Genomic DNA, 24853 nt, shown 5'->3' on the forward strand with positions numbered 1-24853 from the left:
ATCAATCGGGAGAGGGTAGCGTGTCGACCATGTCGTCCTGCCCGAAGGCCGCCAGAAGCCAATGCAGGAACAGGCGCGGGCCGGCCCGCTCCAAGCTGTGCAGGTGGACAACGACATACCAGCCGCCAAAGGCATCGATCGAGAAACCGAATGGTCTTATGAGACGGCCCTGGCGAATATCATTGCGGGTCAGCGTTTCGCTGGCAAGCGCAAACCCGACACCGTTGAGCGCAAGATCGATGGCGATGCCGAGATCGCTGCAATAAAGGTGGCGGGCGCGGTCGAATACATCGCCGTGGCCGCATTCGGAAAGCCAGCGCCGCCACTCTGCCCCGTCGTCCCGATGCAGCAGAAGACAGTTTTTCAACGCGCCCGCATCCGGCGTTGCATATCCCAGACGCTGAAACAGCACCGGCGAACAGACCGGCGTGATGTCGACATCGGCGAGACGCGCCGACCACCGGTTTGGCCATCCGCCCTGCCCGAACATGATACCGAGATCGACATCAGCTGTTTCGGGGACGAGATGATTTTCAATGAGCCGGATATGGCATTCAACCGTCGGGTGCCTCTCGCTGAAATCCGCGATATTCTTCGCAAGCCAGGCGCTGGCGAACATCGGCGGACAGGCAATGTCCAGCCGCCCGCCGGCGAGCGGCTGTTCGGACAACATGACCGCGGTCGACAGGATATCCTGCAACGCCTTCGCAACGGTCTTGTAAAACAGTTGCCCGGCATCGGTGAGCCTGATCCCCCGCCCCGCCTTCTCGAACAGGTCATAGCCGAGATCGCCCTCCAGCCTGCGCAGCTGATGACTGACGGCGCTGTCGGTCAAGTTGAGCTCGGCCGCCGCCCGCGCCATGCTGCCATGGCGGGCGGTTGCCTCGAACGTCCTCAGCGTCTGCAAAGGCAGATGTCGCAGATCCTTCACGTCGACCTCAATGTTTCGGCGCCCGGTCCTGGTGGACGATCTGTCGCCTGACGCAATGACGACCGCCCAGGCCGGCCGCTTCTATCGTCTGGCGAGGTGAATGCCCGCCAGGGTGCAGCGCACCGAGCCGCCGGCGTTCTCGATCGTCGGAATGTCCAACGCCACAATGCTTGCCGTCTTTTCTATCGCTGCAATCTGGTCGGGACGCAAGGCGTCGAGCGCAGTCGTGGAAAGGGCGAGCAATCGCTGATCGGGCGCCTGAAGCTCAAGCGCATTGCCGGCAAAGCGGGCGATCTGGTCGTTGTCGAGAGCAATGATGTCCCGTCCGGTCCGTCGCAACCTGTCGAGGATCTCGGCCCGCCGGTCGGGTTCGGTCATCATGTCCGGGCCGATCAGCACGAAACCGGTTCCGATGCACATCAGGACATTGGTGTGATAGATCGCCATGCCCTCAGGGTCGCGCGCGTCGAAGACCATCGGTTCGAAATTGAAGTGGGTCGCGAAACGCTCGAGCGCGACCGGATCGGCGCGCTCGGAACGTACCACATAGGCCACCCTGTCGATATGATCGAGCACCATGGCGCCCGTTCCCTCGAGGAAAAGACCGTCGGCTTCCAGCCCCGAATAGTCGATGACGTCCTGAACGCGATAGTCGCGTTTCAGCATTTCGATGATGTCCGGACGGCGTTCGAGCCGCCGGTTTCGCGCCTTCATCGGAAAAATCGCGATATGCCCGCCGGCATGGGTGGAAAACCAGTTGTTTGGAAAGACAGAATCCGGCGTCGTATCCCCCTCGTCCTCGAACATGTGCACGGCAATGCCGGCCGAAGAGAGCATTTCGCCGGCGCGGGTGATTTCATCATAGGCCCGGCGCCTGAGGTCCTGCCCGGTTTCGGGAACCTTCTGAAACCGGTTGTCATTGGCCGTTTCGGTGTTGACGGTGAAATGATGCGGCCGGACCATGACCACCGCGCTCGCCGCCTGCGGCGAAAAGAAGAAAGGGCGCGCCATGGTTCACACCGCCCGCTGCAGCATACCGAAGAGATCGCGCGTGTCGTCCGGATCGGCGATCATGTCGAGGTTGTCGTAGAGTTCGGTGCCTTTGATCCGCTCGGCGACATAGCGCAGCGCGGTGAAATCCTCGATCGCGAAACCGACGCTGTCGAACAGCGTGATCTGGCGTTCGTCGGTGCGCCCGGCCTGGCTTCCCTCGAGCACCCGCCAGAATTCGGTCACCGCGTAGTCTTCGCCCATCTGCTGGATTTCGCCCTCGATACGCGTTTGCGGCGGATACTCCACGAAGGTGGTCGCACGCTTCAGGATATCGGGATGCAGTTCGGTCTTGCCGGGGCAATCGCCGCCGATGGCGTTGATGTGGATGCCCGCCCCGACCATGTTGTCCGTCAGGATCGTGGCATACTGCTTGTCGGCCGTGCAGGTGGTGACGATCTCGGCGCCCTCCAGCGCCTCCTCCGACGAGCGGCAGGCCTTCACCGACAGCCCGCTGCCTTCCAGATTGCGGCAGGCCTTCTCTGTTGCGGCCGGGTCGATGTCATAGAGCCGCACCGCCCTGATGCCGACGACGGCCTTCATCGCCAGCGCCTGGAACTCCGCCTGCGCGCCATTGCCGATCATCGCCATCGTTCCGGCATTCTTCGGCGCCAGATGGCGGGCAACCATCGCCGACGTTGCCGCTGTCCGGATAGCCGTCAGCAGTGTCATCTCGCTCAGAAGGACCGGATAGCCGGTGGCGACATCGGCCAGCAGCCCGAACGCCGTGACCGTCTGGTGCCCCGTCAGCTTGTTCCTGGGATGGCCGTTGACATATTTGAAGCCGTAATGACCGCCATCGGAGGTCGGCATCAGCTCGATCACGCCATCGGCGGAGTGGGCGGCCACGCGCGGCGTCTTGTCGAACTGGTCCCAGCGCCGGAAATCCTCTTCAAGCGCTTCGACGAGTTCGATCATCATCGTCTCGATGCCGACATTGTGCACCAGCCGCATCATGTTCTCGACGCTGACGAAGGGCACATAGGCTTTGGTGGAAGGTGACGGCATTTCAACCTCTTTTCGTTTTGATCCTCTCAGGAAAGCTATGCCGATTTGAATGCTAGCGAAAAGCGCAAAACTGTACTAAATTTGTTGCATATTTAGTCTATTTGAACAAATGGATTGATCAATTTGAACAATGAACGCGACAATACCATAGCCAAATACGTTCCCGATCGCCTTGACAGGGACATTATTTCGCATCTGCGCAGCGATGGCCGGGCCTCGCTTTCCAAGCTCTCCGACACGCTGGGGATTGCCCGCGGCACGGTGCAGAAACGCCTCGACCGGCTGATCGATACCGGAACCCTGATGGGCTTTACCGTGCGGGTGCGCGAGGATTACGAGGATGATCGGGTTCATGCGGTGATGATGATCGAGGTCGTCGGCAAATCGACCACCCAGGTCATTCGCAAGTTGCGCGGCCTGCCGGAGGTCTATTCGCTGCACACGACCAATGGCAACTGGGACCTCGTCGCCAATATCCGCACATCGACGCTGTCGGAATTCGACAGGGTCCTGCGCGAGGTCCGGATGATCGAAGGCGTATCCAACAGCGAGACCAGCCTGCTTCTGAGCAGCGTGTGACGGCGCCGGCCGTTCTGCGAATCATCACCGGCGCGAACGAATGCTATCGAGCGACGCTTGAAAAGCGCGAGCCACAAGAATCCGGAAAAAGTAGAAAAGGCACTGATTGAAGCCACCATCGGTCGCAGATGCTTGGCACGACTGCGATTGGTCATGAAATAGCCGAAGATGCCGGCCGAAAGCGGGTAGTTTTCGTCCACCGCACCCTTGCCCATAACGGTCGTCGCCACCGGCAGGCCGAATGACTCCTGGAGGGCGGCGAGTTCTTCGGCCGCGCCAGATACATGCACGCCGCCACCCGCGATTATCAGCGGACGCTCCGCCGACGCCAGCAATTTGGCGGTCTGGGCAACTCGTTCCGGGTCCGGGCGGCTGCGATCGAGTGGAAATGTGCCGAGAGACGCCGTCCGGGCATCGTTGCGGCTCGTTGCTGTTTCCACGAATATGCCGATCGGGACGATCAGGACGGCCGGGCCTGGGCGGCCCGATGCAGCCGCGGCGAAAGCCATATCGATATAGGGCATCGCCAACTTAACGAAGCTTGGACCTGAATGTGGGATGCTCGGCCATGACTGACCGAGATCCTCTTTACCGCCGCCATCGTTTTCCACCCGAAATCATCGCCCATGCGGTGTGGCTCTATTTCCGCTTTCCCCTGAGCCTGCGGATGGTAGAGGATTTGTTGGCGGCGCGTGGCATCATTGTCTCGCATCAGACCGACAGACTGTGGGCGGAGAAGTTTGGCCGGACCTTCGCCAACGAGATCCGTCGCCGGTCATCCGGGCGGCTTGGTGATAAGTGGCACCTAGATGAGGCCGTTATCTCGATCCGGGGCAAGAAGCATTGGCTATGGCGCGCCGTGGATCAGGACGGTTTCGTCCTGGAGGTCCTGGTGCAAAGCCGCCGCGACACCAAGGCGGCCAAGCGCCTGATGCGCAAGCTTTTGAAAGGCCAGGGACGATCGCCGCGCGTGATGATCACCGACAAGCTTCGCTCCTATGCAGCCGCAAAGCAGAAAATCATGCACGGCGTCGAGCACCGCTCGCATAAGGGCCTGAACAATCGGGCGGAGAATTCCCACCAGCCAGTCCGACGGCGAGAGCGGATCATGAAGCGCTTCAAGTCAAAGCGACATCTCCAACGCTTCGTTTCCATTCACGATCCGATCGCCAACCTCTTCCACATCCCTCGCCACGACATTTCCACCAGCCACCATCGCGAACTGCGCGCCTCAGCCATGAGCATATGGGCGGAAATCGCTCGGATTTAGTCGACAAGTCGAGCAACCGGGCAAACCAGAGCCTATCGGGTGTTAAGTTTACGGTGCCAGTTTCGGAATTCTCCGGCATCGAAATGTCCCGACTGTTTTGCTTTTCATCGGACACCGAAAAGTCCGCCTGGCTATTTCTTATGACCTGCTCTCCGGGAAGTCGACGTCTATACGTTGGCCGTGTTCAGGTGTTCGTCCTGCCTTGATCGATTGGCACATTGCCGTGGTGCGATCCTCCCGCGCGTCCCGCGCCCTCATTCCTCCTCGCCCTCGACGACGGCCCCCATCGCCTCCTCCTGCACAGCGGCTCTGCTGAGCAACCCCGCATCCTCAAGCGCCTCGATGTCTGGGAGGTCACGCAACGTCTCCATCCCGAATGCGGAGAGGAAGTGCTTCGTCGTCACATAGGTATAGGGCGCGCCGGGTGTCGGGCTGCGGGGGCCGGAGGCGATGAGGGCGGCGTTGCGGAGCGAGGCGATCGTGTCGCGGCTGACCTCCTTGCCGAAAATCTTGCCGAGTTCGGCGCGGGTGATGGGCTGGAAATAGCCGATGGCCATCAGCACCATGGATTCGAATTCGGAGAGTGCAGCGCCTCCGCCGCGCGTCGGGGCGGCCGAAGCGCGGATGGCGTCGGCATAGGCCGGGCGGCTGCGGTGCTGCCAGCCGCCGGCGACCGGGACGATCTCGTAGGGCCGGCCGGTGAGTTCTTCGCGGAGATCGTCGATCAGAAGATCGATGCTGCAGGCCTTGCCGACGACGCGGGCGAGCGTTTCGCGGGTGACCGGTTCGGCGGCGGCGAAGATCACAGCCTCCACCCGCAGCATCCATTCGCGCCAGCGCAGATCGGGCGGCAAGGCCTCGAGCTCCCGGTCGAAGAGGCGTTCGCCTCCCGCCTTTTCGTCTGCGGCATTCGCTTTCTTGCGGCGGGACGGCCTGTTATCTGCTGCTCCGGTCATGGTCACAACCCGTAAATCCGGAAGGAAGAACGGCCCGACAATTCGCGCACGGCGCCGAAACTTTCGAGCCGTTCGAACAGGCGCGAGGCGGCCCAGCGGGAAAGATTGCTGCCGGGCGCGCTGGCCGGGATAGCGTCCTCGTCCAGCAGTTTCTGAATGACCGGGCCCGCGCCCTTGGTCCGCACCTTCGGCGCGACGGTCACAAGAACATCCGCCCGACGTGCAATCGTGTCTGCTGTCCGCAATGCGTCCCCTGCCCCGTCAGAGAGTGCCAAGCAGACCGCGCGTGCGAAAGCCGGCTCGCCCGGCCGCACACGCCCCCTGCCGCCGATAGTTCGAAACGCCGGGCCGTAGCGCTCGGCCATCAACAGCGGCACGGGACGGTCCCACTTCAGCAGGGTTGCGATCATCATGTCGGCCATCGCCCAGGCCAATGGCTCGGCATCCGGACGGATGGCGAGGATCGCGGTGATGAGGTCGGCGATTACGAAGGGAACCGCGCGGCCGGACTGGAGCGCGGTATCGGCCAGCTCCGGTACGGCGGCAAGGTGGTCGTTGAAGGCGAGCCCCATCAGATCGGCGAGATCCCCCACCTGTTTCTCAGAAAAACCGGGTTTTCGGGCGGCAAGCCTTTTGTGAGCCAAAACCATCCTGCCAGCGGGGCCTGGATCGTCGCCGGCGGCGGTGAGCAGGACGGCGTCGCGCAGCGCCGCCTCGTCCTCGTTGCGACCGCTGAGACGGACGGCGGCGGCGGCGCATTTCAGGGCCTGCCGTTCGCGCCAGCAGCCGGCCCAAGGCGGTTCAGAGCGGACGAGATCATCAAGGGATTTCAGGGCGATACCGGCCGAGAAGGCGGCATCGCTTTCGGTGATATCGCTCCCGCGCGGGCGGGTCCAAGCTGGCAAAGGCGCGGCGGTTCTGGCGGGTGTTTCGGCGTACGAATCCATGACGCCAACGCTAACCGAAACGAGCAGTTAATGCCATAATAATCGACATAACCGCACAGCCTGTCTTTTGTGTATTATGATTGATAATCTTGCATTATCGTTCATAATGCTCATTATAAATGAAAAACCCCATTTTGAGGCCCTCAATGCCCGAAAACGACGACGATCCGCACGACAGCCCGTCTCGCGGCACGAGCGCCGCTTATGAATTGCAGCCGTCCGGGGCGTCGGGCGCGGTGACGGGGCATCTCGCGCCGCTGGTCGAACGCGCCCGCGGTTACGTCGACGCCTCGAGCGCGGCCAATACGCGGCGCGCCTATGCCGCCGACTGGGAGCATTTTTCAAGCTGGTGCCGGCGCAAGGGGCTTGCGCCCCTGCCCCCCGATCCGCAAATCGTCGGGCTCTACATTACGGCGCTTGCCGCAGGCGAAGCCGCGCCACGGACAAAGCCGAGCGCGGTTTCCACCATCGAACGGCGGCTTTCGGCGATCACGTGGAACTATATGCAGCGCGGTCTTCACCTTGATCGCCGCGACCGCCATATTGCCACGGTGCTTGCCGGGATCCGCAATCGCCATGCAACCCCGCCCCGCCAGAAGGAGGCGATCCTGCCGGAGGAGCTGATTGCCATGCTGGAAACGCTCGACCGCGGAACGCTCCGGGGTCTGCGCGATCGCGCCATGCTGCTGATCGGCTTTGCCGGAGGATTGCGTCGCTCGGAAATCGTCGCGCTCGATTGCGGTCGCGACCAGAGCGAGGACGGAAACGGTTGGATCGAAATCTTCGACAAGGGCCTGCTGGTGACGCTGCGCGGAAAAACTGGCTGGCGGGAGGTCGAAATCGGCCGCGGCTCCTCCGATCTCACCTGCCCGGTCGCCGCCGTCGAAACCTGGCTGAAACTCGGCAGGATCGGCCATGGCCCGCTGTTCCGCCGTGTCACCGGCAAAGGCAAGGTCGTCGGCCCCGAACGGCTGAAGGACCAGGAAATTGCCCGCCTCATCAAGAAGACGGTGCTTGCCGCCGGCATTCGCGGGGAGCTGCCCGAGGCCGAACGGGTCAAACTGTTCTCCGGCCATTCGCTGCGCGCCGGCCTCGCCTCCTCGGCCGAAGTTGACGAGCGCTATGTGCAAAAGCAACTCGGTCACACGTCCGCCGAAATGACAAGGCGATACCAGCGCAGGCGTGACCGGTTCAGGGTCAATCTCACAAAGGCCGCGGGGCTTTAGAAGCCCCTCCCCTGCCGTGGCTCTTTCAGAGCTTTGGGCCGTGTCGGGAGCGCTCCGCAATGCTCGACAGATCAACTTTCTTGCCCGCGACATCCGCGACGATCTTCAACGTGCCGCCAAGGGATTCAACATAATCGCGAAGCGTCGACAGTTTCATGTCGGCCCGCTTCTCCAGTCTCGAAACATTGTTCTGCTTGATACCTGTTCCAACGGACACATCCTCCTGCGTCCGTCCGGCAAGTACGCGCAGTTCCCGCAGATTGTAGGCCGCAACAAGCTCGCCGGCACGCTTTTCAATAGCGCCTCGTTCTTCTTCAGGAAGCGTCTGCATCAGCTTATCGAGATCATCCATGTTTCTTCTCCAACTCGCTCAAATGCTCATCGTACCGTTTGTCCGCCAGATCAATCAGGCGCTTGTAAAAGAGTCTCTGGCTCACACCGCTCTTTGCACCGCCGCAAAGGACTATAGCCTTTCGCTCCGGATCGAAGGCAAACGCGAACCGCCATTGCACCTTCAACACCTTGACGCGCAGTTCCTTCATGTTCGCGTGTTTGGAGCCTTCGAGTGTGTCGACCTCAGGCCGTCCCAGTCGAAATCCCTTTTCGCGAAGCAGCACCAGATGCGCGAGCAATTCGACCCGAACATCTGCTGGAAGATCTGTGATCTCGCCTTTGAAGCGGTGATGAAACGCGACCTTCCATTTCGTCATTTAATATCCTAAATGATATAGATACTTTGGGATATATAGTCAATTTCTCTCCTCAACGCAACGGTAACGCTTCCTCTGGAGGTGCCGGCAAATAATGAATTATCCGTATCTCCTATGTCCGGACATCGGCTTTTCTCACCAATGCGGCAGGTTCCGTGATGACGCCTGCGCTCCAAGTCATCTCCCCGGCTTTTTCAGCGAGCGTGCCAGGGCGGGCGAGACGGAAAGACCATCATCGCGGCGGTCCTCCCCTCTCCCGTCGGCATCGGGTTTTGGCGGCGGCTCGTTGTTTCCAGCCTCGATCCGTGCCCTGAGCAGCGCCATGACCATCGGCCAGACGGAGAACTGGCCGTCGCGGGCGCGGTCCGTCAGGTTGCGCAGATAGCCGCCGGGGCTGACGACGGCTTCGCCGCGCTGGTAGATGGCGGCAAGGGTGATCGCGGCCTGTTTGTCGCCCATGATTTCGGCCGCCTCCCGCCAGGCGCTGGGACTGACGCCCAGCATCGGCCGGGCGATCTCGGCGACACCCAAAAACTCCCGCCAGTTACGGATCGAGCCGCCCTTTGCCAGATCCCGCCAGCCTTCGCAGGCGTCCAGCACCAGTGCCAATGGCATTTCCCGCTTCGGCAGGCTGTGCAGGTTGTCGGTTTCGTCGGCGCTGCCACTCGCTTCTGGTCTATTTCCTAAGCCATATTTAGATTCAAATTGGGATTCTGGGTTTGAATTCTGTTTGTGACGCTCAGAATGAGACTCATTGGCGTTCTTTTTTTGCGGATTTACGTGAAATTCCAATGTCTCACGCACTTCCTCGTGCAGCAGGGCCAGAGCATCGCAAATATCCTCGGCGATCGCCAGGTCGGGGCGGCGCGGAAGCCGGTCAATGATCTCTCGATAAATGCGCGTCATCTTCGCCCATTCGCCCGGAACACCCTCATCGAGCCCGGCCTCGATCATCTTGACGATGTCACGGCGCAGCAATGTCAGCCGTTCCCGGGCGCATTTCAGCGCCAGACGCTCCTCGGCGATCCGTGCGGCCATCGCCTCGAACTCGGTCGCCCTGGCGACAAGCGGCGACAGGTCGAAGCCATAGGCCTGCTCGACCTGCCCTCCCCTGCCCTTCCTGGCGAAGCGCTTGCCGTTCGGACTGTCGCGGCGGATGATCAACCCGCACTCGACCAGGACGGCCAGATGGCGGCGCAGCGTCGCCGGCGAGATGCCGTTGGCGCGCGCGATCAACTGCTCATTGGAGGGCCAAACCACGAAGCCGGTTTCCTCCGCAAGCTCGTTCTCGGGATAGAAGGTCAAAAGCGCGTTCAGGATCGCAAGGCCGCGATCACTCGCCCCCAGCGCTTCCCGCGCCTCGCGCACAGTATGGAACAGTTTCCACTTATTGAGCCGAGCCCCCTTCGGGGCTTCCCGCGCCACTTTCTGACTTGAAAGCATCGCGAGCGACATCGGCCGCCGCCCAAAGGGCGTCGTTGTCATCGCATTGTCCATGGTTCACCTCTTAAAAAGGCAAAAGAATCCGCCCCTCCCCACATCGAATGCAGGAAAGCCTCTTGACGGAAACGGTCGGAAATGCGAATCAGTAGGTGCTAGTTACAAATCGGCTTCCGGACGCTCGTCGTTTGGGGGCCTTTTTTCTTTTGCGCGTTATCCTTTCTTCTGCTGACGTTGAAATTCGTCGTAAAGCGCTTCTAACTGGGCGGAAAGATAGGTGCCAAAGGCATCCGCATCCGCAGCCTTGAGTGAAAGAGAAAAACCGTTTGTGGCGTGCTTTGTTGTCACGCTCATCTTATTGTCAGCCAGCGACCATTTCTTCTCGCTGACATTCTTCAGCCTCGCCCGCCTTCCCTTGCGCTTCAGCTCCTCAAGCAGCGCCAGGCATCGTTCCGGTGAGCCGAGCTCCTGAAAACGCCCCTCCCCCACAAACTGACGCGCCTGTTCCAGCTTTGCTGGCGGCAGCAGCAAACGTTTTAGCTCATCCCAACGATCGCGGCCGATCCCTTTGGCCGCCCCGATCTGCTCGAGAATGTCCGTCGGGATGCCCTCCGCGATCGAAAGCATGCGCGAAAGCATGGCGTTATCAATGCTGAGCGCCTGACGGATGGCCTGCCTGTCGATGCCGGATTGCTGCAGCCGGCTGGCAAACAGCGCCTTTTCGATAAAGGAGAGGTCCGCGCGCGCCGTGTTCTCCTGTCCCTGGGCCACCACATGCGCAAGCTCCTCGAGGTCGCGAATAATCGCACGGACCTTGATGCCAAGCATCTTTGCCGCCCGGGTGCGGCGATGACCATATACGAGCATGAAGCGGCCGGCGACGTCCGGATTGGGTCGCACAAGGATCGGCGAAATCTGCCCAGCCTCGCGAATGGCTTCAACCAGCACATTCAAGGCTTCGCCATCTTCCTCGATGCGGTCGACATAGGGCGATGGATCGATATCGTCCGGGTCCAGCATGACAACTGTCTCGCCGTCCTGGACACGCAGCGAATTCTCCGCCATTTCCTCAAGCGATAGCAACATCGAGCGCGATGCGCCGCGCAAGGCATATGCGGAGCGCCCGTCTTGCCCAGCCTCAGGCTTATCGCTGGCCTCTTTCGGGCTTATGACATGGTTCAAAAGGTGCTTGCGTGCCATATCAGTCCCCCCGATCGCGTGACAAGTATTTGAAGATGCGACAAAAAACTTCTGTTCGTACGGCTGGCAACATCACTTGCGTCCCCATGCCTGGTGGATGAGTTCGGCAATCTCTCCATTGACGTCGTTTAGGCAGCCGATCGCACGGTCATAGGTCGTTCGCGTGAACTGTACACGCTCGACCTCGTAGAGCGTCTGCTTGGTAATACCTGCATCGGAAATGGCTGTGGACTTGACCATGTGGTTCTTGAGCATCCTGCTCCCGAACATCGCTTGCATAAAGCCGACCATCTGTGCCTGCGGTCCGTCTGTGGGCTCATAACGGGTCACCAAGTAGCGGAACCAGTTAAGCTTCACGCTGGCACCTACGCCGCGAATTGAATCAAGAATGCCGCCCAGCATCAGCAGGAACTGGCTCATTGACAGAATATCGAGCATTTGCGGATGCACGGTAATCAGCACTGAGGTCGACGCAGTCAGCGCCGTCAAGGTGAGGTAACCCAGTTGTGGCGGGCAATCGATCACCACGACATCATAATCGGCTTCAACCTCCTTCAGCGCCCTGGTGAGGCGGGTGAAGAAAAGTCGGCCTTCCTGAGACGACCGGTCGGTGGCGGCAAGCGGTGTCTCATATTCATATTCCTGCAGCTCGAGATTTGCCGGTACGATATCGAGTCCGGGAAAGTTGGTCGGGCGTATGATCTCGCTGATTGGCTTGATCTGGTCATCATAACGCAACGCCTCGAACAGAGACGGTGAGTTGTCGAGCTCCGGCTGGATACCGTGCAGCGCAGTGAGCGAAGCCTGCGGGTCGAGGTCGATCGCCAGCACGCGGTGGCCGGTCAGCGCCAGATACTGGGCGAGGTGAGCCGTGGTCGTGGTCTTGCCTGAGCCGCCCTTGAAATTGACCACGGAGAGAATTTGCAGATCGTCACCTGGTCGACGATGAGGCACATAAAACTTGTCGGAGCGGCCATTCTTGTCCAGAAAACGGCGCAACTCTAGGATTTGCTCGGCCGAATACGAGCGGCGGCCGGAGGCTGAAACGACGGGGGAGGGGCCCTTGCCCTCTAAGTGCAGTTTCTTGATATGGTTCTGGGTGACGCCGAGAAACTCCGCAACCTCGGCAATGCCAAACAGCCGCAGTCCCTTCTGTGCATTCGGGGGGAACTGCTCAATGCGCAGCAGGTCGAGCTTATCCGAGATAAGCTTTCCCTGATCAAGGATCTCGTCGGCAAAATCGGATTTGCCGGTGTTTGCAACAGACTGTGTCGTCAAGGAATCACTGCCATCGACTCGGTTAATTCTCTAAGAGCGCTTTTTATACGGTTACTGATGAAAAAGCGTTATTAGTATGGACCGATTCGTCGAACGTGCAAGGTATTTTTAGTTAACGAGAGATTAACGCATCGCCGGGCAAAATACGAAGTGAATGCCGTTTAGGTCAGCCAGCCTAACGAGTGTCGAGCCACGTAAATCAATTAACCACGGATCAACCGGAAGCGTAACGACAAAATTCCAGTAACTCACTATTTTTTCTAACAATAATCCCATTCTTTACGGCTGGCAATCGCACGAGTCTGTCTGGAGCACATTTCGAAGAAGGGAGGTTATTGGGAATGACACACGGGATTGTTGGAGATCGTACAAACCAGCACAAGATATCTGGCAGATGAGATGACTGGTGGCGCCGTAGCAAATGACGATTACCTTTAATCGGCTTCGCAGTGATGCTAAGAAATTTCGAGTGGACGAACTGAGCACCGCCATGTGCTCTGGACCAAAGCCACACGCAAATTAGTGCATCTATGATCTGAGGGCTAGCCGGGTGGGCATCGAGCCCATTCGGAGTGAGCATAGGGCCTTCACCACACTAACGCTCGGGCGACTTCGTAGCACATGCGCCATAATTCTCTGCCGTGAAGCAGACCGCCTGGCATCACGTCACCCGCGCAGCCGGGCGCGTTCTCTCGCGTGGGGAGAGCTTTTGGGGCTTTTCACATATCGCTTGGACCGACCTCAAAATCCTGGAAAAGTGGTGCGCTTCGCCACCTCGTCGCCTAGACTGGCGAAGGCCAAGCTGTCAGACTTCATGACGCTAGTGACACTAGTCATTGGGATCGCGCATGATAACACCATGGCCGTCCTTTTCGCTCAATGCAGGCGATGCAGCTGGAAATGCCGAAACCAATTCAGATTACGGGAGCACTGGCGTCCCTAGTCATAGTCTTCCTTCTTCTCGGTTGCGTCGCGGATCCTTCGACGGAAGTGACAATAGATGCCGACCAGCAGAAAAGCGGCGGCGGGCCATCGCTGATTAGCTTCAAGACAACAGAACCGCCCGGAACAATCATCGTAGAGCCGGATGACCACAAGCTCTATCTTGTCCAGGAGGCCGACACGGCGCTGGCCTACAACGTGGCAGTCGGCAGAGAAGGCCATGACTTTTCGGGAAAGGCTGTCATTGGGAGGAAAGCCGAATGGCCGACCTGGACGCCAACGAGCTCAATGATACGCGACCGTCCAAAGGTGAACGCACCTATAGCCACGGGACTGCCCGGCAGCGAGACGAATCCGCTCGGCGCTCGCGCCCTATACCTTTACCAGGATGGCACCGACACGCTCTATCGTATTCACGGCACGAATGATCCGTCTTCGATTGGAAAGTCAGTTTCGAGTGGCTGCATCCGCCTGCTCAACAGCGATGCCATTGATTTATATGATCGTGTAGGCGTAGGCACCCACGTCGTCGTCCGTTAGAATTGATACGAAAGTCTTAGTGAAAACTGTCATCAAATGCTCAGGATTCGTTGACACTCCGCAATTTAGCCGATTGATTAAAGGGTGTAGTACACCTCTGCAATGCATCAAATTCGGGACGACATCATGCCTCAAGCACGCAATTTTCTTCGCTTTACCAATGAAGCTGGCCTTGAGGGTGAAATTCATCATAACGGTACGCTGTATCATATCATTGGCGAACCGTCGGGACCTTATAACTTCCAGATGTTCGGGTATTCACCGCGCGGCCGAAAAGTCGCGATCGGCGGCATCGGAAAACGCTTCGACGCGAATGGGAATGAATATCTGCATTTACGCGTGTCACTCCCAGGCGGCCCGTTCGAAGCAGACTTGACCGATGATCCACGAACAGTCGCATTCCTGCCTCTTTCTTCTCAAAACATCGCGACGACGTCTGATACGGCGACCGCGGTTTAAACAAGCGCGCGCAAAGTGCTTCCAGCAATAAGGTCGCGGCCAATTGGCTGCGGCTTTGTCTCGAAGTCCGCCGCCATCTTTTCCCTTCGCTGTCAATGACCAAGCATCTGCAAGGCAGATGACATCTGTTGAACCGTGCCTCGGCTTCGCCTGCGGCCGCACCACCTCAACAGATGTGTCATGACAGTGAATGAAAAAGCCGTCGGGCGGGCAGCGCCCTCCCTCCTTTGCCCCCGGAAAACTTGGTTTTCCAGGGAAAAGGAATGGATGCCTTGCCCATGGCGGACCGTTGAAAACAACGCAATCGACGGAGCAAGAAATGAAGAATATGGAGCGCTTGAACTACGTGCAGTTTGACGCAACGCGGGAAACATTCGAAGGCAATATCGCATCGCTTGAGTTTGACGAAGACATTCGCGGCGTCAAACTTGACAACAACAATGAAGGCTCACCTGCATATCGCGTTTACGGCAAAACCCCGAAAGACCGGGAGGTGGAGATCGGGGCAGTTTGGCGGCGTAAGAACGAACAGGGTCAGGAGTACTTTCAGATGTCGGTGCATATGCCGGGACGCACTGTGCGGGCAAATCTTGGCAAGTATCCGGGCGAGATCGATGACAAGCTCATGTCAGTGATCTTCTGGCGCGATTAGACAGCCAAATCCAGGGCCGGCGCTTCGGCGTTGGCCCTTTGCTTCAGGGGATGAAGATCGGCCTAGAAGCCGACCTTCATGAGCGGAATACCTGCCTTGCGTGCCTTGTCGGCCAGGTTCTGGTTGATGCCATTACCGGGCGTGACGATCATCCCCTTGGGCATCATTTCGACAATCTTGTCGTTGCGCTTGAAGGGCGCGGACTTGTTGCGGTGCGCGGTCCAGTCGGGCTTGCAAACCACCTGCGCCACCTTGCGAAGTTCTGCCCATTTGGCGGCGATGAGCTCGGCCCCCTTGGGCGAACCGCCGTGGATCAGAACCATATCCGGGTACTTTTTGTGCGTCTGGTCGAGAGCATGGAAGATGGTCTCGTGGTCCTGATAGTCGGCGCCGCCCGTGAACGCGATCTTGGTGCCGGTCGGGCAATAGATTTCCTTCTCTTCGTGGCGCTTCCTGGCGAGATAGTCGCGACTGTCGATAACCGCTGCGGTAAGCCCATTGAACGAGGTCTTTGAACCAGTGCGCGGTAGCCATTCACAGCCGACGCTTACCCTATAGTGATCCGCGGCAAGATCTCGCATCGCCTCGAAGGCATTGCGCATTTCAGTCAGCGTATCCCCTTCGGCAGCTTTCCTTTCCAGTTCGACGCTGCTGATCTCACTGCCATCCTGCACAGCGATCAAGCTTCGCTGTTCGGCTTCATTGTCATCGAGCTTCTTCTGCGCTCGGGTCAGACGGCGGTGAAACACATTGGCGACGGCCCACAGCACCTCGGACAGTTCGTCTTCCAGCCGGGTGTTGGTGAACATGGTTTCGAGGCTTTCGAATATGCCGGCGACACCGATCTCAACAGTCTCTGCGTTGGGAAGAGGGCGGTAGTCGTGCTCATCGCCGTTCGGGCGGTAGCCAAAGAGGGCGATTTCTTGGAGGAGGTGCGCGGTCGGGCTCTGCGGCTGCTGAACTTCGGTTGTGTAGGCGTTCATCGGTTCGTCCTCTCGTTTTCCTTGCGGTTTGTATGGGGCGATAAAAGAACCGAAAGGGCAGGGCTGACACCCGTAGGGCCGAGCGCAAGCGCTGGACCCGAACCGAAAAGAAAAGGGGAGGGTCCACCGAAGGTGGAAACCGCTTTTGTTGAGAGGCGGGGTTGTCCTTTGTCCTGCCAGCCGCCTTTGCGGTCGGCTTTCGGTTCATCGCCAAAGCCATACAAGCCGCTACGGAAAACGACTTGTCAGGCGAGACCGCACGCCGGCCAACCGTTATGGCATGCGCAGACTGGCCCATGGTACCGGCCTGGTGATCGCCGCCATGATCTGCCGGTTGAGGTTTTCCCGCAGGATCTGCCTGCCGAACTTCCGCAGATCGTCGTTGAAGTCGTCGAGCGTCGGCACAAGATCGACCACCTCGATGCCTCGTTCTTCGGCCCGGCTGCGCAACTGGCGGTTTGCCAGTTCGCCGGCATCATCGTTGTCGCGGCCGATGAACAGCCGCGTGCAGCTCGATGGCGGATCGAACAGAGACAGATGCGTTGCCGTCAGACAGGCTGCCAGCTCCGCGCCCGGATACACCGAGCCGATGGACAGCACTGTTTCAATGCCTTCTCCGGCGATGATGTCACCGCCCGCCTTGCTTGAGTGAAACCGCACGGCGTTGCCGTAGAGCTGGCCCGAAACCCGCTTGGGTTCGGCGATGCGCGCGACAGAGTTGTTTTTCAGATCGAGCCAGGTCCGCGCACATGCCATGACCACGCCGTCATTATCCGTCACGGCCGCCAGCATGGCAGGCAACTGCCGGGACTGACCGTCCTCATCGCGGAAGAAAACGCGGGGATGATACTTGAGGGCTGGCCCGAAGCGGCTGATATCTCGCCCGCGCAGATAGCGCTCTACGGGCGTATCCTTGAACAGTTTGCCGTAGGAGAAGAGCTTTCGGCCGGATTCGACCTGATCGAAATTGGAGGGTGGCTTCTCTTGATCGTTCCCGGCTCGCCCAAGATCAGCCGACACTTCCGGCAGATTCAGGAAACGGCGTGCTTCCTTGCAGGTTTCGGAAAAACTGCCTGTCCCGACGATACTCTCCAGCAGATCGAGAAGATCACCATATTCATGGGTCGCACGATCGGCCCACTTGCCAGCCCTGCGCGTGCCGGCGTCTTGAAGACGCACGGCCATGGATCTACCGGGGTCACCGTACTTGTTCCCCACCTGCCAATAGTTGCCCGCCCGCCGACCGGCGGGCAGATAGGTCCGGCAGAACTGTTCGGTTCGCGCAGCGAGCTGATCGGAAAGTTGGGAGGCAGAAATCATGTCCACCTCTCCCTGACTGCGACGATTTTCGTGCCTTCCAGCACTTTTGCGAGAACGCTTTCGTCGTCCGGAACGAAAAGGCGTGTCTTCCATGCGATGGTCTCCGTGTAGCAGCCAAGCGCCTTGAAAGCTTTCAAATCCCTCGGTTTGAAGTCTAGCATCTCGATGCGGTGGCGATCCATCACTTTCGACCGCCGAAGCTTGATTTTATTGGACAATGTGAATTGGGCATTGCCAATGAGGAGGGCTTTCAGCACCTCCTCGGGATCAAGCTTGATGGCATCCAAAACGCCAAGCTGAGCCGCGAAATTGACCGCATCGATATGGGTCAGCATGCGGCCCAGGATACGCTCTCCGTCCTCGGCAGTGAGGCGGTAGACCTGCGTGTTGGACTGTGGAAGGTGCTGCCAGATCGGCAGCAGAAGGCCGGCGACAATCGTGATCGTCGATGTGTCGAATTGGGGGATGGTCTCAACCTTGGTTGCCCATGCCCTTTCGAACGCAACGCGATCGATCGGCTTCCAGCTGGAATCCGCCAGCGTCGATCGGTGCATCGCCTTTTTAAACATCGGCTGGATCAACTGCACGCGCCGGATCGGATCGCCCGCTTCGGTGAACCAGGTCGCCGATGGGATAACAATGGCAGCGTCGCCGGTCTTCTTGTCGAGATAGGCTTGGGCGTCAGGCTGACGCTCCAGAAACCGGCGCGCATCGTCGAGCGACATCGGTTTGTTGCGGGTCAGCCTCTCGATCGTCAGGATCTCGGTCTTGCTGTGACCGTGTTCGTAGATCGGCACGCGCTTTTTGACGGTGAAGCGTTCACCCGTGAGCGTCTCAAGGCCGACCTCATAGGTGCCAGCCTCAATCGCCTCTTCGACGATCCCGTCGAGGATTTGGGTGAATGCTTCAAACACCGTGTTCTGCATGGCAATCGTGAGCGCCAGGCAGCGGTTGAGAAACTGGCTGATCGGGGGCAGGGTTTCGCGTAGCGACCCGTCATGATCGGTCAGCGCCAGACCGGTCACCTCCTCGAACTTCGTCAGCGAGCACGACGGAATCTTGCCAGCATAGAGCTGGCTGAAGAACCGGCGCAATGCAGCGCGGGCGTAGTCGCTCTCCAGATTGTCTTCCGGTCGGAACATATTTTGACCGCCAGTCTGGCGCTGACCTTTGGTGATGGCGCCAAGACTGTCGAGGCGACGTGCGATCGTGGACAGGAACCGCTTCTCGCCTTTCACATTGGTCGCACAGGGGCGGAACAAGGGCGGTTGCGCCTGATTGGTCCTGTGCGTGCGTCCAAGCCCCTGAATGGCCGCATCCGCGCGCCATCCGGCTTCAAGCAGATAATGGACACGCTTGCGCCTATTCGTCGCTGCAAGATCGGCATGATATGAACGGCCGGTCCCGCCGGCGTCCGAGAATGCCAGTATTTTCTTGCTGTCGCCCATGAACGCATCGGTTTCGGAGTAGTTCGACGATGCCGGACGGCGCTCCAGTTTCATGCGCCCGTCGCGCGTCTTGACGATCCGGCGCGAGCGGCCGGTGATTTCGGCCACCTGTTCGGTCCCGAAATGGCAAATGATCTGGTCAAGCGCCGACTGAACGGGAGGCAAGGCGCCAAGATGCTCGATGAGCTCATCACGCGCTTCGAGCGCTTCCCGGCTGACAACCGGATTGCCGTTTGCATCGTGAACCGGGCGGGAGCGCAGTTCCCCGTTCTCGTCCTCGAAGGCTTCGAATAGCTGGGTCGGAAAGGAGCTGTTGAGATAGTCCAGCACATATTCGCGGGGCGTCACGTCTACATTGAGGTCGTTCCACTCCGATGGCGGGATTTCCGCGATACGGCGCTCCATCAGCGCCTCGCCGGTCGAGACGATCTGGACGACGGGCGCATGACCATCATCGATGTCCGCCTGGATCGCCCGCAACACCGAAGGGCATTTCATCGCGGTGATCAGATGGTTGAAGAACCGCTGTTTGTTGCCCTCGAACGCCGATCGCGCGGCGCTTTTGGCGCGCGGATTAAGCGTTGCTCCGTCCGCCGTGATACCGACGGCTTCCAGCGCCTTCTCAAGGTTCTGGTGAATGATCTGATACGCGTTGGCATAGGCGTCATAGATCTCGGTCTGTGCCTCGGTCAGCTCATGTACGAGCATCTCATACTCGACATCCTTGAACGAAAGCAGGCGAGCCGTATAGAGGCCAAGCGCCTTCAGGTCGCGTGAAATCACCTCCATGGCGGCGATCCCGCCGTCTTCCATGGAGGCGATGAAATCGGCCCGCGTGCTGAACGGAAAGTCGCCGGTCTGCCAAAGGCCGAGCCGTGAGGCATAGGCCAAATTGCTGACCGTTGTGGCTCCGGTCGCCGACACATAGAGCACGCGCGCGCTCGGAACGGCATTCTGCAGGAGAAGCCCAACGCGACCCTGCTCCGATGGCTTGCGTTCGCCGCGCTCGCCTTTGGCGCTGACGGCATTGGCCATTGCATGGGCTTCATCGAACGCGATCACACCGTCGAAGTCATGACCGATCCAGTCGAGGATCTGCGCAAGGCGGCTTTTCTTGTCCTGCCTGGCCTGGCTGCGAAGCGTGGCATAGGTCACGAACAGAATACCCGGCTGATCAGGGATCGACCGTCCTTGCGGAAAACTTGAAATCGGAATGATATCGGCGGCCACGCCGCCGAGCGCCTGCCAGTCACGCCGGGCATCCTCGATGAGCTTGTCGCTGCGCGAGATCCACAGCGCCTTACGGCGCCCCTTCAACCAGTTGTCGAGAATGACGGCCGCGACCTGTCGACCCTTGCCGCAACCGGTCCCATCACCGAGAAAGAAACCGCGCCGGAACCGTGCGCTTTTCAGGACGGTCTTCGAGGCGTCCTCCGGCAGCGCTTCGACCGAAAACGCGCTGGCTTCAACCTTTGCCGGCTGGATCGACGCAAAGTCGTCGACCACATCGTAAGTGCCTTTCAGAAACGTCTCATGGGCCTCGCCGGCATAGATCACGGTTTCGAGCTGAGGGGCTGACAAGACGCCATCGGCTATCAGCTGCGCTGGAAGGCGGGGCCGATAAGAAGGAAGCGGGGCCTGTACGGACGCCATGGCGGCCGACTGAACCAGTTCGCCAGGATGCGGCTTGGCGTGATCGATCGCGATCGTCTGAACCTCGTAGGGCTCATAGATTTCATCGGAGCCCTGACCGCCAGCGCTGATGTCGTCGCGGGCCTGATAGGCGACGTCGCAGATCTCGGCGTTGTCCAGGGGATGCGCTGTCGAGGTTTTAACGGTCGCGCGTGCCTTGGCGCGGATCTGTGCCAATGCCGGGGCGGCCGGAGCCGGGTGCGGCGTTGTCGAGGAAGTCGTCGTTGCCAGTCGGGCAGGGCAGTGCTCAACCACAAGGTCCAGCAGCTCGCCCGCGGTTTCGCAGCGCGCAAACGCTAGCGGCTCGACCGTCTGCGGCACCTTGTCGAACACGGTCAGGCGCGTCTCGACGGTCGTGCCATGCCGGGCATAGGCTTTGCCCGAAATCGAAGCGGTGAAGACAACTGAAGCCGTTTGCTGCAGGTCGTTGAAGAACGAGCGCCACGAATGCGACTGCGCCGTAAAGGAAGCGCCGGAAATCAACACAAGGCGGCCGCCAGGGCGAAGTCGGGCGAGGGCAGAGCGCAAATGATGCGCGGTCGCGGCCCTGTAACGGCGAGTGACGCCCGGGGCGGCCGAAAATGGCGGGTTCATGAGAATGACCGACGGATCGACCGACGGGTTGAGCCGGTCATGGATTGTGCCGGCATCATGGCGGGTAACGTCTGATCCGGCGAACAGCTCAGTCAGCAAGGCTGCGCGCGTTTGCGAAATCTCGTTGAGATGCAGGTCTGCGCCGGCTATGGCGGCGAAAGCAGCCAAAAGTCCCGTGCCGGCCGATGGTTCGAGAACATGGTCGTCGGCGGTGATCGCCGCCGCGTGCGCGGCGGCGAATGCTATGGGCAGGGGAGTGGAAAATTGTTGAAGGGCCTGAGATTCATCGGAGCGCTTCGTCTGGCTCGGCGACAGGCTGGCGATGGTCTCGATCATCGTCACCAGTTGCTGCGGCGTCTTCGCCTGCTTGCGCATGGTGGCGCCGTACTTTTGCAGGAACAGAACCTGGGCGCATTCGGCAGCTTCGTAGGCGTGCTTCCACAGCCAGGTTCCGTCTGTATCGGAACCACCTGAGGCTCGTTCCATGGCATCACGCAACGCAGATGACGAGATGCTGGTCCCGCTTTCGAGGATTGGCAACAAGACCCTTCCTGCGTTCAAAATGGCGGCGGGATCATCGGTGACGGGGGTTCCGGTCGTAAAGGCTTCGACGATGGTCATGGGGATCTCCGGCTTGGTTGACGGTTGAGACCTCCCCTTTCTCTGTCCTGGGAAGGTTCAAACCTTCCCGGTCCCCCTCTTGCTTTTGGCTTCGAAGGCGAACCGCAACATAGAAAAAGCCGCCCGGTTGTTCGGACGGCTTTTGATTTTCGATTGATAGATGCCTATGCGGCGAGAACGCTACGCGCTTCCGTCAGGCAGTCAGCCATTGTTGAAAAGCCCCAGCATGAATCGATGACTTCATCGTCGTCGCCCATGATCTCAAAACCGCAATAGTCTCCACGAAGATAGGCGTCGTAAACATCCACTTCCGCCCGCAAAATGTCGATCGCGCGCTCGCGCATTTTGGAGGATAGCCGCTTGGCGCTGAATTCAGTCCTGGCGTCTTCGAGTGTGACGAAAACGTATCCGACCTGACCGCTGTCCCACGGGCAGGAAAATCCATTGGTGTTCATCGTTAGGCCGCTATGGTCATAGAGGTACAGCGGCAGGATGATCGCGTTTCGCAGAGCGCGTTTTTCGATCGCTTCCAGATCGAAAGGTGCTTCATCTTCATAGCCGGCAAGAGCGATGAACAGCTCCTGATTGTTGCGATAGCTGTGCTTGTCTCCAAGGTTATAGCGGGGATGCCAGCAGATCATCGTGCCCAGCGTGTCGCACTCGACACGCGGGTTCATCGGATCGGGATCGGGGATGATCCGGATTGTCTTGTCATTGAGGGTTTCGCGGTGCAGTTCAAACATGCCGTGCTCCTTGTTCAGATGCACGGCGAAAGCGCCGTCCTCGAACATCGAGGCGGCGCTTTTTGCAAGGCAACTTCTATGCTGCCGTATCGAGCGTCGGAATGCTGGATACGTCGACGGTGCGTTCGGCGTGCCAGGTATCATAGGCACTCTGCATGCGCAGCCAGAGGCCGGCGCCATTACCGAACAGTTTGCCAAGTCGAACAGCAACTTCAGGGCTGACCGGTTTTCGCTCTGCCAGGATGGCATGGAGCTGCTGACGCGATATGCCAAGAAGACGGGCGATCTCGCTGATGGACTTGCCCGTGGCCGGGATAACGGTTTCACGCAACAATTCGCCCGGATGCGACGGGCAGCGGTCAGGATTGCGGGCCATAATCGTCACCTCTCAGTGATATTGTTCAAAGTCGACCACATAGGCGTCACCATTCTCGAACTCGAATGTCACGCACCAGGGGCCATTGACATGCACCGTATAGCGGGTTGGGCTAAAACCGGTGAGGCTATGAAAATTGAAGCCGGGAATGTTTAGATCCTCCGGCCTTGAAGCCGCGTCCAAAGCATCGAGGCGCAGCAGGATTCGCTTGTGAAGACGGGCGTCTATTTTCGACTTTCCCGTCTCCCACAGCGCCTTGAGTTGCTTGTTGGCGAAGCCTTTTATCATGACAGAACCGTAATCAATCTGATTACATATGTCAACCGATAGATTACACCTACGCATAGTGCGATGCGTAGCACGGCTTTCCATACCACAGACGGGCATGAATGAAGGATTCCGGGCTGAAGCCACTGTTGGAGATTCTGACGCGCCGGGCCTACCCGATGAGCTGGCCTGCCAGGCTGGCCTTGGCTGTATGCTCAGGAAAGGTTGCGAGGCCTCCTCAAGAGCTTAGCAGCAACGATCTGGCATTTTCCGGGATTGAGCTCATGCTATCCAGTTCTCAACCTCGAGGCCGGGCACTCGCAAAAACTCGCGCGTATTGGCTGTCACCAGAACAGCATCGACAGCCAAGGCATGGGCTGCAATCAGAAGATCATTTGGACCGATGGGCGTACCGGCTGCTTCGAGGCCTGCTCTGATGCGGCCGTACCGGGCATGTGCTGGCGCATCCAATGCGAGTATTTGCATGCCGCCAAGAATGGCCTCGACCTGGGCTGTCAGCTTGGCAGACCCCTTGCGTTCGCAGCCATAGCATAGCTCAGCCGCGGTGATAATGCTGACGCAGATCATATCCTGCCCGACATCAGCGATATGGCCGACGACGGCGCCGGCCGGATTACGCGCGAGATCCGACACGATATTCGTGTCGAGCATGTAAAGGCGGCTCAAAGGTCGATTTCCCTTGCTGGCAGCAGGGTCTCATCGACGTCGGGGAACTGGTCATCAGGGCCGAGCGGCTTCAGTCGCGCCAGAATGTTCAGAAGATTTTTGTTGGGGGCAGGTTCGATCACAAGTCGGCTTCCCTCCCGATGTATCAGCACACGGTCGCCCGGAAGTTCGAAATCGGCCGGGATACGAACCGCCTGACTCTTGTTGTTGCGAAACAACTTGGCTTCGCGTGCTTCGGACGCTTGGGGCTGGGGCATGATAACCTCCTGTCAGAATTTTGTATATACAGAAGCATATACTAGGCCGGATGTGAGATTTCAAGCGTAGTGCGAAGCGTAGCACGGCTTTCCATCCCACAGACGGGCATGAATGAAGGATTCCGGGTTGAAACCGCTGTTGGAGATTCTGACGCGACGGGCAGGACCGATAAAGTGGTCGGCATACGGAACGACATGCTCGGTCATCGGCGCCTCATTCTCGCTCGACGCGTCGATCGATCCGATCGGTCGGACCTCGGCCATGGACTTGCCGATGAGCTTTGTGACCTGCCAGAAATCGACGTTTGTCTGATCATAGCCCCAGGACGCCACGAAGATATGGCCAATCTCGATGCCGGCGTTTGACGGCCGATAGCGCTTTTTGCACGCAAGCGTCCTGCGGCGGTCCTGGAAGCCTTCTTCGATCCGCTTCTCGCGCGCTTCCGGGCTTTTGAACCAGTAATGCCACTCGGGGCGCGCGCGCTTGTCGACGAACAGCTTGGCGCAGGGCCTGCCGCGGTTTTCGAACAGATAGGCGACGGCATCGGATTCCGGATCGGAACGCACGTCAGCACCTTCGGGGATGAAGTCTTCTCGTTTCGGTCTGTAAGCTCGCATGGGTTTTGTCTCCGTATCGAACGGCGGAGAAAACAACTTTCTCGCTCTTGTTTTCCGTT

General features: G+C 59.2%; 25 protein-coding genes and 1 pseudogene. 6 read left to right on the forward strand and 20 right to left on the reverse strand.

Annotated elements, in window-relative coordinates:
• Position 1: 1 nt before the first annotated feature.
• The 3 genes from JET14_RS20785 to JET14_RS20795 form a co-directional block, all read right to left on the reverse strand.
• Positions 2 to 931: a LysR substrate-binding domain-containing protein gene (locus JET14_RS20785; RefSeq protein ID WP_200338256.1), complete on the reverse strand. Its 930-nt coding sequence runs from the start codon at positions 929 to 931 to the stop codon at positions 2 to 4.
• Between the two features lie 81 nt (positions 932 to 1012).
• Positions 1013 to 1942: a citrulline utilization hydrolase CtlX gene (ctlX, locus tag JET14_RS20790; RefSeq protein WP_246750663.1), complete on the reverse strand. Its 930-nt coding sequence runs from the start codon at positions 1940 to 1942 to the stop codon at positions 1013 to 1015.
• 3 nt (positions 1943 to 1945) lie between these two features.
• On the reverse strand, positions 1946 to 2989 hold the full coding sequence (locus JET14_RS20795; RefSeq protein WP_200338257.1) for an ornithine cyclodeaminase: 1044 nt from the start codon (positions 2987 to 2989) through the stop codon (positions 1946 to 1948).
• Between the two features lie 123 nt (positions 2990 to 3112).
• Here JET14_RS20795 and JET14_RS20800 point away from each other — a divergent pair, with 123 nt between their 5' ends.
• Positions 3113 to 3568 carry an Lrp/AsnC family transcriptional regulator gene (locus tag JET14_RS20800; protein WP_200338258.1) on the forward strand — a complete coding sequence of 152 codons (456 nt, stop codon included), beginning with the start codon at positions 3113 to 3115 and terminating at the stop codon, positions 3566 to 3568.
• 152 nt (positions 3569 to 3720) lie between these two features.
• Here JET14_RS20800 and JET14_RS20805 read toward each other — a convergent pair.
• Positions 3721 to 4092 (reverse strand): annotated as a pseudogene (locus tag JET14_RS20805) (acetolactate synthase catalytic subunit); the annotation flags it as partial.
• Positions 4093 to 4136: 44 nt separating this feature from the next.
• On the opposite strand from JET14_RS20805, the gene JET14_RS20810 reads away from it, so the two are divergent.
• Positions 4137 to 4838, forward strand: a complete 702-nt coding sequence (locus tag JET14_RS20810; protein WP_200338300.1) for an IS6 family transposase — start codon at positions 4137 to 4139, stop codon at positions 4836 to 4838.
• A gap of 254 nt (positions 4839 to 5092) precedes the next feature.
• On the opposite strand, the gene scpB is transcribed toward JET14_RS20810, so the two are convergent.
• Positions 5093 to 5794 carry an SMC-Scp complex subunit ScpB gene (gene scpB / locus JET14_RS20815; RefSeq protein WP_200338259.1) on the reverse strand — a complete coding sequence of 234 codons (702 nt, stop codon included), beginning with the start codon at positions 5792 to 5794 and terminating at the stop codon, positions 5093 to 5095.
• Between the two features lie 2 nt (positions 5795 to 5796).
• Positions 5797 to 6741 (reverse strand): DUF1403 family protein, encoded by a 945-nt coding sequence (locus tag JET14_RS20820; RefSeq protein WP_200338260.1) that lies wholly within the window; start codon positions 6739 to 6741, stop codon positions 5797 to 5799.
• A 146-nt stretch (positions 6742 to 6887) separates the two neighbouring features.
• Between JET14_RS20820 and JET14_RS20825 the strand changes: the two genes are divergently transcribed.
• Positions 6888 to 7967 (forward strand): site-specific integrase, encoded by a 1080-nt coding sequence (locus JET14_RS20825; RefSeq protein ID WP_200338261.1) that lies wholly within the window; start codon positions 6888 to 6890, stop codon positions 7965 to 7967.
• A 25-nt stretch (positions 7968 to 7992) separates the two neighbouring features.
• On the opposite strand, the gene JET14_RS20830 is transcribed toward JET14_RS20825, so the two are convergent.
• From JET14_RS20830 to repA, 5 genes are all read right to left on the reverse strand, one after another.
• Positions 7993 to 8319 (reverse strand): helix-turn-helix domain-containing protein, encoded by a 327-nt coding sequence (locus JET14_RS20830; RefSeq protein WP_024710144.1) that lies wholly within the window; start codon positions 8317 to 8319, stop codon positions 7993 to 7995.
• Positions 8312 to 8677, reverse strand: a complete 366-nt coding sequence (locus JET14_RS20835) for a type II toxin-antitoxin system RelE/ParE family toxin (RefSeq protein WP_200338262.1) — start codon at positions 8675 to 8677, stop codon at positions 8312 to 8314. Before JET14_RS20835 ends, JET14_RS20830 begins: the two co-directional genes overlap by 8 nt.
• A 177-nt stretch (positions 8678 to 8854) precedes the next feature.
• On the reverse strand, positions 8855 to 10174 hold the full coding sequence (gene repC / locus JET14_RS20840; RefSeq protein ID WP_200338263.1) for a plasmid replication protein RepC: 1320 nt from the start codon (positions 10172 to 10174) through the stop codon (positions 8855 to 8857).
• Positions 10175 to 10330: 156 nt separating this feature from the next.
• Positions 10331 to 11317: a plasmid partitioning protein RepB gene (gene repB / locus JET14_RS20845; RefSeq protein WP_024706735.1), complete on the reverse strand. Its 987-nt coding sequence runs from the start codon at positions 11315 to 11317 to the stop codon at positions 10331 to 10333.
• A gap of 72 nt (positions 11318 to 11389) precedes the next feature.
• The gene (gene repA / locus JET14_RS20850) at positions 11390 to 12595 is read right to left on the reverse strand and encodes a plasmid partitioning protein RepA (protein ID WP_024706734.1); all 1206 of its coding nucleotides are present in this window, start codon (positions 12593 to 12595) and stop codon (positions 11390 to 11392) included.
• Between the two features lie 888 nt (positions 12596 to 13483).
• Here repA and JET14_RS20855 point away from each other — a divergent pair.
• From JET14_RS20855 to JET14_RS20865, 3 genes are all read left to right on the forward strand, one after another.
• Positions 13484 to 14077, forward strand: a complete 594-nt coding sequence (locus tag JET14_RS20855) for a L,D-transpeptidase (RefSeq protein ID WP_244435540.1) — start codon at positions 13484 to 13486, stop codon at positions 14075 to 14077.
• Positions 14078 to 14203: 126 nt separating this feature from the next.
• Entirely contained in the window at positions 14204 to 14536 is a 333-nt protein-coding gene (locus tag JET14_RS20860) for a hypothetical protein (RefSeq protein ID WP_200338264.1), read from the forward strand.
• Between the two features lie 190 nt (positions 14537 to 14726).
• On the forward strand, positions 14727 to 15188 hold the full coding sequence (locus JET14_RS20865) for a DUF736 domain-containing protein (RefSeq protein WP_244435541.1): 462 nt from the start codon (positions 14727 to 14729) through the stop codon (positions 15186 to 15188).
• A gap of 62 nt (positions 15189 to 15250) precedes the next feature.
• Here JET14_RS20865 and JET14_RS20870 read toward each other — a convergent pair whose 3' ends face one another.
• The 9 genes from JET14_RS20870 to JET14_RS20910 all read right to left on the reverse strand — a co-directional run bounded on the left by JET14_RS20870 (position 15251) and on the right by JET14_RS20910 (position 24794).
• Complete coding sequence (locus tag JET14_RS20870) at positions 15251 to 16171, reverse strand: DUF2493 domain-containing protein (RefSeq protein WP_024707754.1); 921 nt, start codon at positions 16169 to 16171, stop codon at positions 15251 to 15253.
• 273 nt (positions 16172 to 16444) lie between these two features.
• Positions 16445 to 17491, reverse strand: coding sequence for a DUF7146 domain-containing protein (locus JET14_RS20875; RefSeq protein WP_200338265.1), 1047 nt, complete (start codon positions 17489 to 17491; stop codon positions 16445 to 16447).
• Positions 17488 to 21846: a strawberry notch family protein gene (locus JET14_RS20880; RefSeq protein WP_246750664.1), complete on the reverse strand. Its 4359-nt coding sequence runs from the start codon at positions 21844 to 21846 to the stop codon at positions 17488 to 17490. The genes JET14_RS20875 and JET14_RS20880 overlap by 4 nt, the downstream gene beginning before the upstream one ends.
• A gap of 164 nt (positions 21847 to 22010) precedes the next feature.
• Entirely contained in the window at positions 22011 to 22637 is a 627-nt protein-coding gene (locus JET14_RS20885; RefSeq protein WP_246750665.1) for a hypothetical protein, read from the reverse strand.
• Between the two features lie 28 nt (positions 22638 to 22665).
• The gene (locus tag JET14_RS20890) at positions 22666 to 22965 is read right to left on the reverse strand and encodes a HigA family addiction module antitoxin (RefSeq protein WP_132312817.1); all 300 of its coding nucleotides are present in this window, start codon (positions 22963 to 22965) and stop codon (positions 22666 to 22668) included.
• A 12-nt stretch (positions 22966 to 22977) separates the two neighbouring features.
• Positions 22978 to 23253, reverse strand: coding sequence for a type II toxin-antitoxin system RelE/ParE family toxin (locus JET14_RS20895; protein WP_200338266.1), 276 nt, complete (start codon positions 23251 to 23253; stop codon positions 22978 to 22980).
• Between the two features lie 261 nt (positions 23254 to 23514).
• Entirely contained in the window at positions 23515 to 23919 is a 405-nt protein-coding gene (locus JET14_RS20900) for a type II toxin-antitoxin system VapC family toxin (protein ID WP_200338267.1), read from the reverse strand.
• A complete protein-coding gene (locus JET14_RS20905; protein ID WP_200338268.1) occupies positions 23916 to 24176 on the reverse strand; it encodes an antitoxin in 261 nt (86 codons plus the stop codon). Before JET14_RS20905 ends, JET14_RS20900 begins: the two co-directional genes overlap by 4 nt.
• 60 nt (positions 24177 to 24236) lie before the next feature.
• Entirely contained in the window at positions 24237 to 24794 is a 558-nt protein-coding gene (locus JET14_RS20910; protein ID WP_200338269.1) for a hypothetical protein, read from the reverse strand.
• Between the last annotated feature and the right edge of the window lie 59 nt (positions 24795 to 24853).

The sequence above is a fragment of the Martelella lutilitoris genome, assembly GCF_016598595.1.
GTDB classification, from domain to species: domain Bacteria; phylum Pseudomonadota; class Alphaproteobacteria; order Rhizobiales; family Rhizobiaceae; genus Martelella; species Martelella lutilitoris_A.

Coding starts and splice junctions, on each gene's coding strand:
- ctlX (WP_246750663.1), bottom strand. CDS start 1,942: ATGGCGCGCCCTTTCTTCTTTTCGCCGCAGGCGGCGAGCGCGGTGGTC.
- JET14_RS20795 (WP_200338257.1), bottom strand. CDS start 2,989: ATGCCGTCACCTTCCACCAAAGCCTATGTGCCCTTCGTCAGCGTCGAG.
- JET14_RS20810 (WP_200338300.1), top strand. CDS start 4,137: ATGACTGACCGAGATCCTCTTTACCGCCGCCATCGTTTTCCACCCGAA.
- scpB (WP_200338259.1), bottom strand. CDS start 5,794: ATGACCGGAGCAGCAGATAACAGGCCGTCCCGCCGCAAGAAAGCGAAT.
- JET14_RS20820 (WP_200338260.1), bottom strand. CDS start 6,741: ATGGATTCGTACGCCGAAACACCCGCCAGAACCGCCGCGCCTTTGCCA.
- JET14_RS20825 (WP_200338261.1), top strand. CDS start 6,888: ATGCCCGAAAACGACGACGATCCGCACGACAGCCCGTCTCGCGGCACG.
- JET14_RS20830 (WP_024710144.1), bottom strand. CDS start 8,319: ATGGATGATCTCGATAAGCTGATGCAGACGCTTCCTGAAGAAGAACGA.
- JET14_RS20835 (WP_200338262.1), bottom strand. CDS start 8,677: ATGACGAAATGGAAGGTCGCGTTTCATCACCGCTTCAAAGGCGAGATC.
- repC (WP_200338263.1), bottom strand. CDS start 10,174: ATGGACAATGCGATGACAACGACGCCCTTTGGGCGGCGGCCGATGTCG.
- repB (WP_024706735.1), bottom strand. CDS start 11,317: ATGGCACGCAAGCACCTTTTGAACCATGTCATAAGCCCGAAAGAGGCC.
- JET14_RS20855 (WP_244435540.1), top strand. CDS start 13,484: ATGCAGCTGGAAATGCCGAAACCAATTCAGATTACGGGAGCACTGGCG.
- JET14_RS20860 (WP_200338264.1), top strand. CDS start 14,204: ATGCCTCAAGCACGCAATTTTCTTCGCTTTACCAATGAAGCTGGCCTT.
- JET14_RS20865 (WP_244435541.1), top strand. CDS start 14,727: ATGAAAAAGCCGTCGGGCGGGCAGCGCCCTCCCTCCTTTGCCCCCGGA.
- JET14_RS20870 (WP_024707754.1), bottom strand. CDS start 16,171: ATGAACGCCTACACAACCGAAGTTCAGCAGCCGCAGAGCCCGACCGCG.
- JET14_RS20875 (WP_200338265.1), bottom strand. CDS start 17,491: ATGATTTCTGCCTCCCAACTTTCCGATCAGCTCGCTGCGCGAACCGAA.
- JET14_RS20880 (WP_246750664.1), bottom strand. CDS start 21,846: ATGACCATCGTCGAAGCCTTTACGACCGGAACCCCCGTCACCGATGAT.
- JET14_RS20885 (WP_246750665.1), bottom strand. CDS start 22,637: ATGTTCGAGGACGGCGCTTTCGCCGTGCATCTGAACAAGGAGCACGGC.
- JET14_RS20890 (WP_132312817.1), bottom strand. CDS start 22,965: ATGGCCCGCAATCCTGACCGCTGCCCGTCGCATCCGGGCGAATTGTTG.
- JET14_RS20895 (WP_200338266.1), bottom strand. CDS start 23,253: ATGATAAAAGGCTTCGCCAACAAGCAACTCAAGGCGCTGTGGGAGACG.
- JET14_RS20905 (WP_200338268.1), bottom strand. CDS start 24,176: ATGCCCCAGCCCCAAGCGTCCGAAGCACGCGAAGCCAAGTTGTTTCGC.
- JET14_RS20910 (WP_200338269.1), bottom strand. CDS start 24,794: ATGCGAGCTTACAGACCGAAACGAGAAGACTTCATCCCCGAAGGTGCT.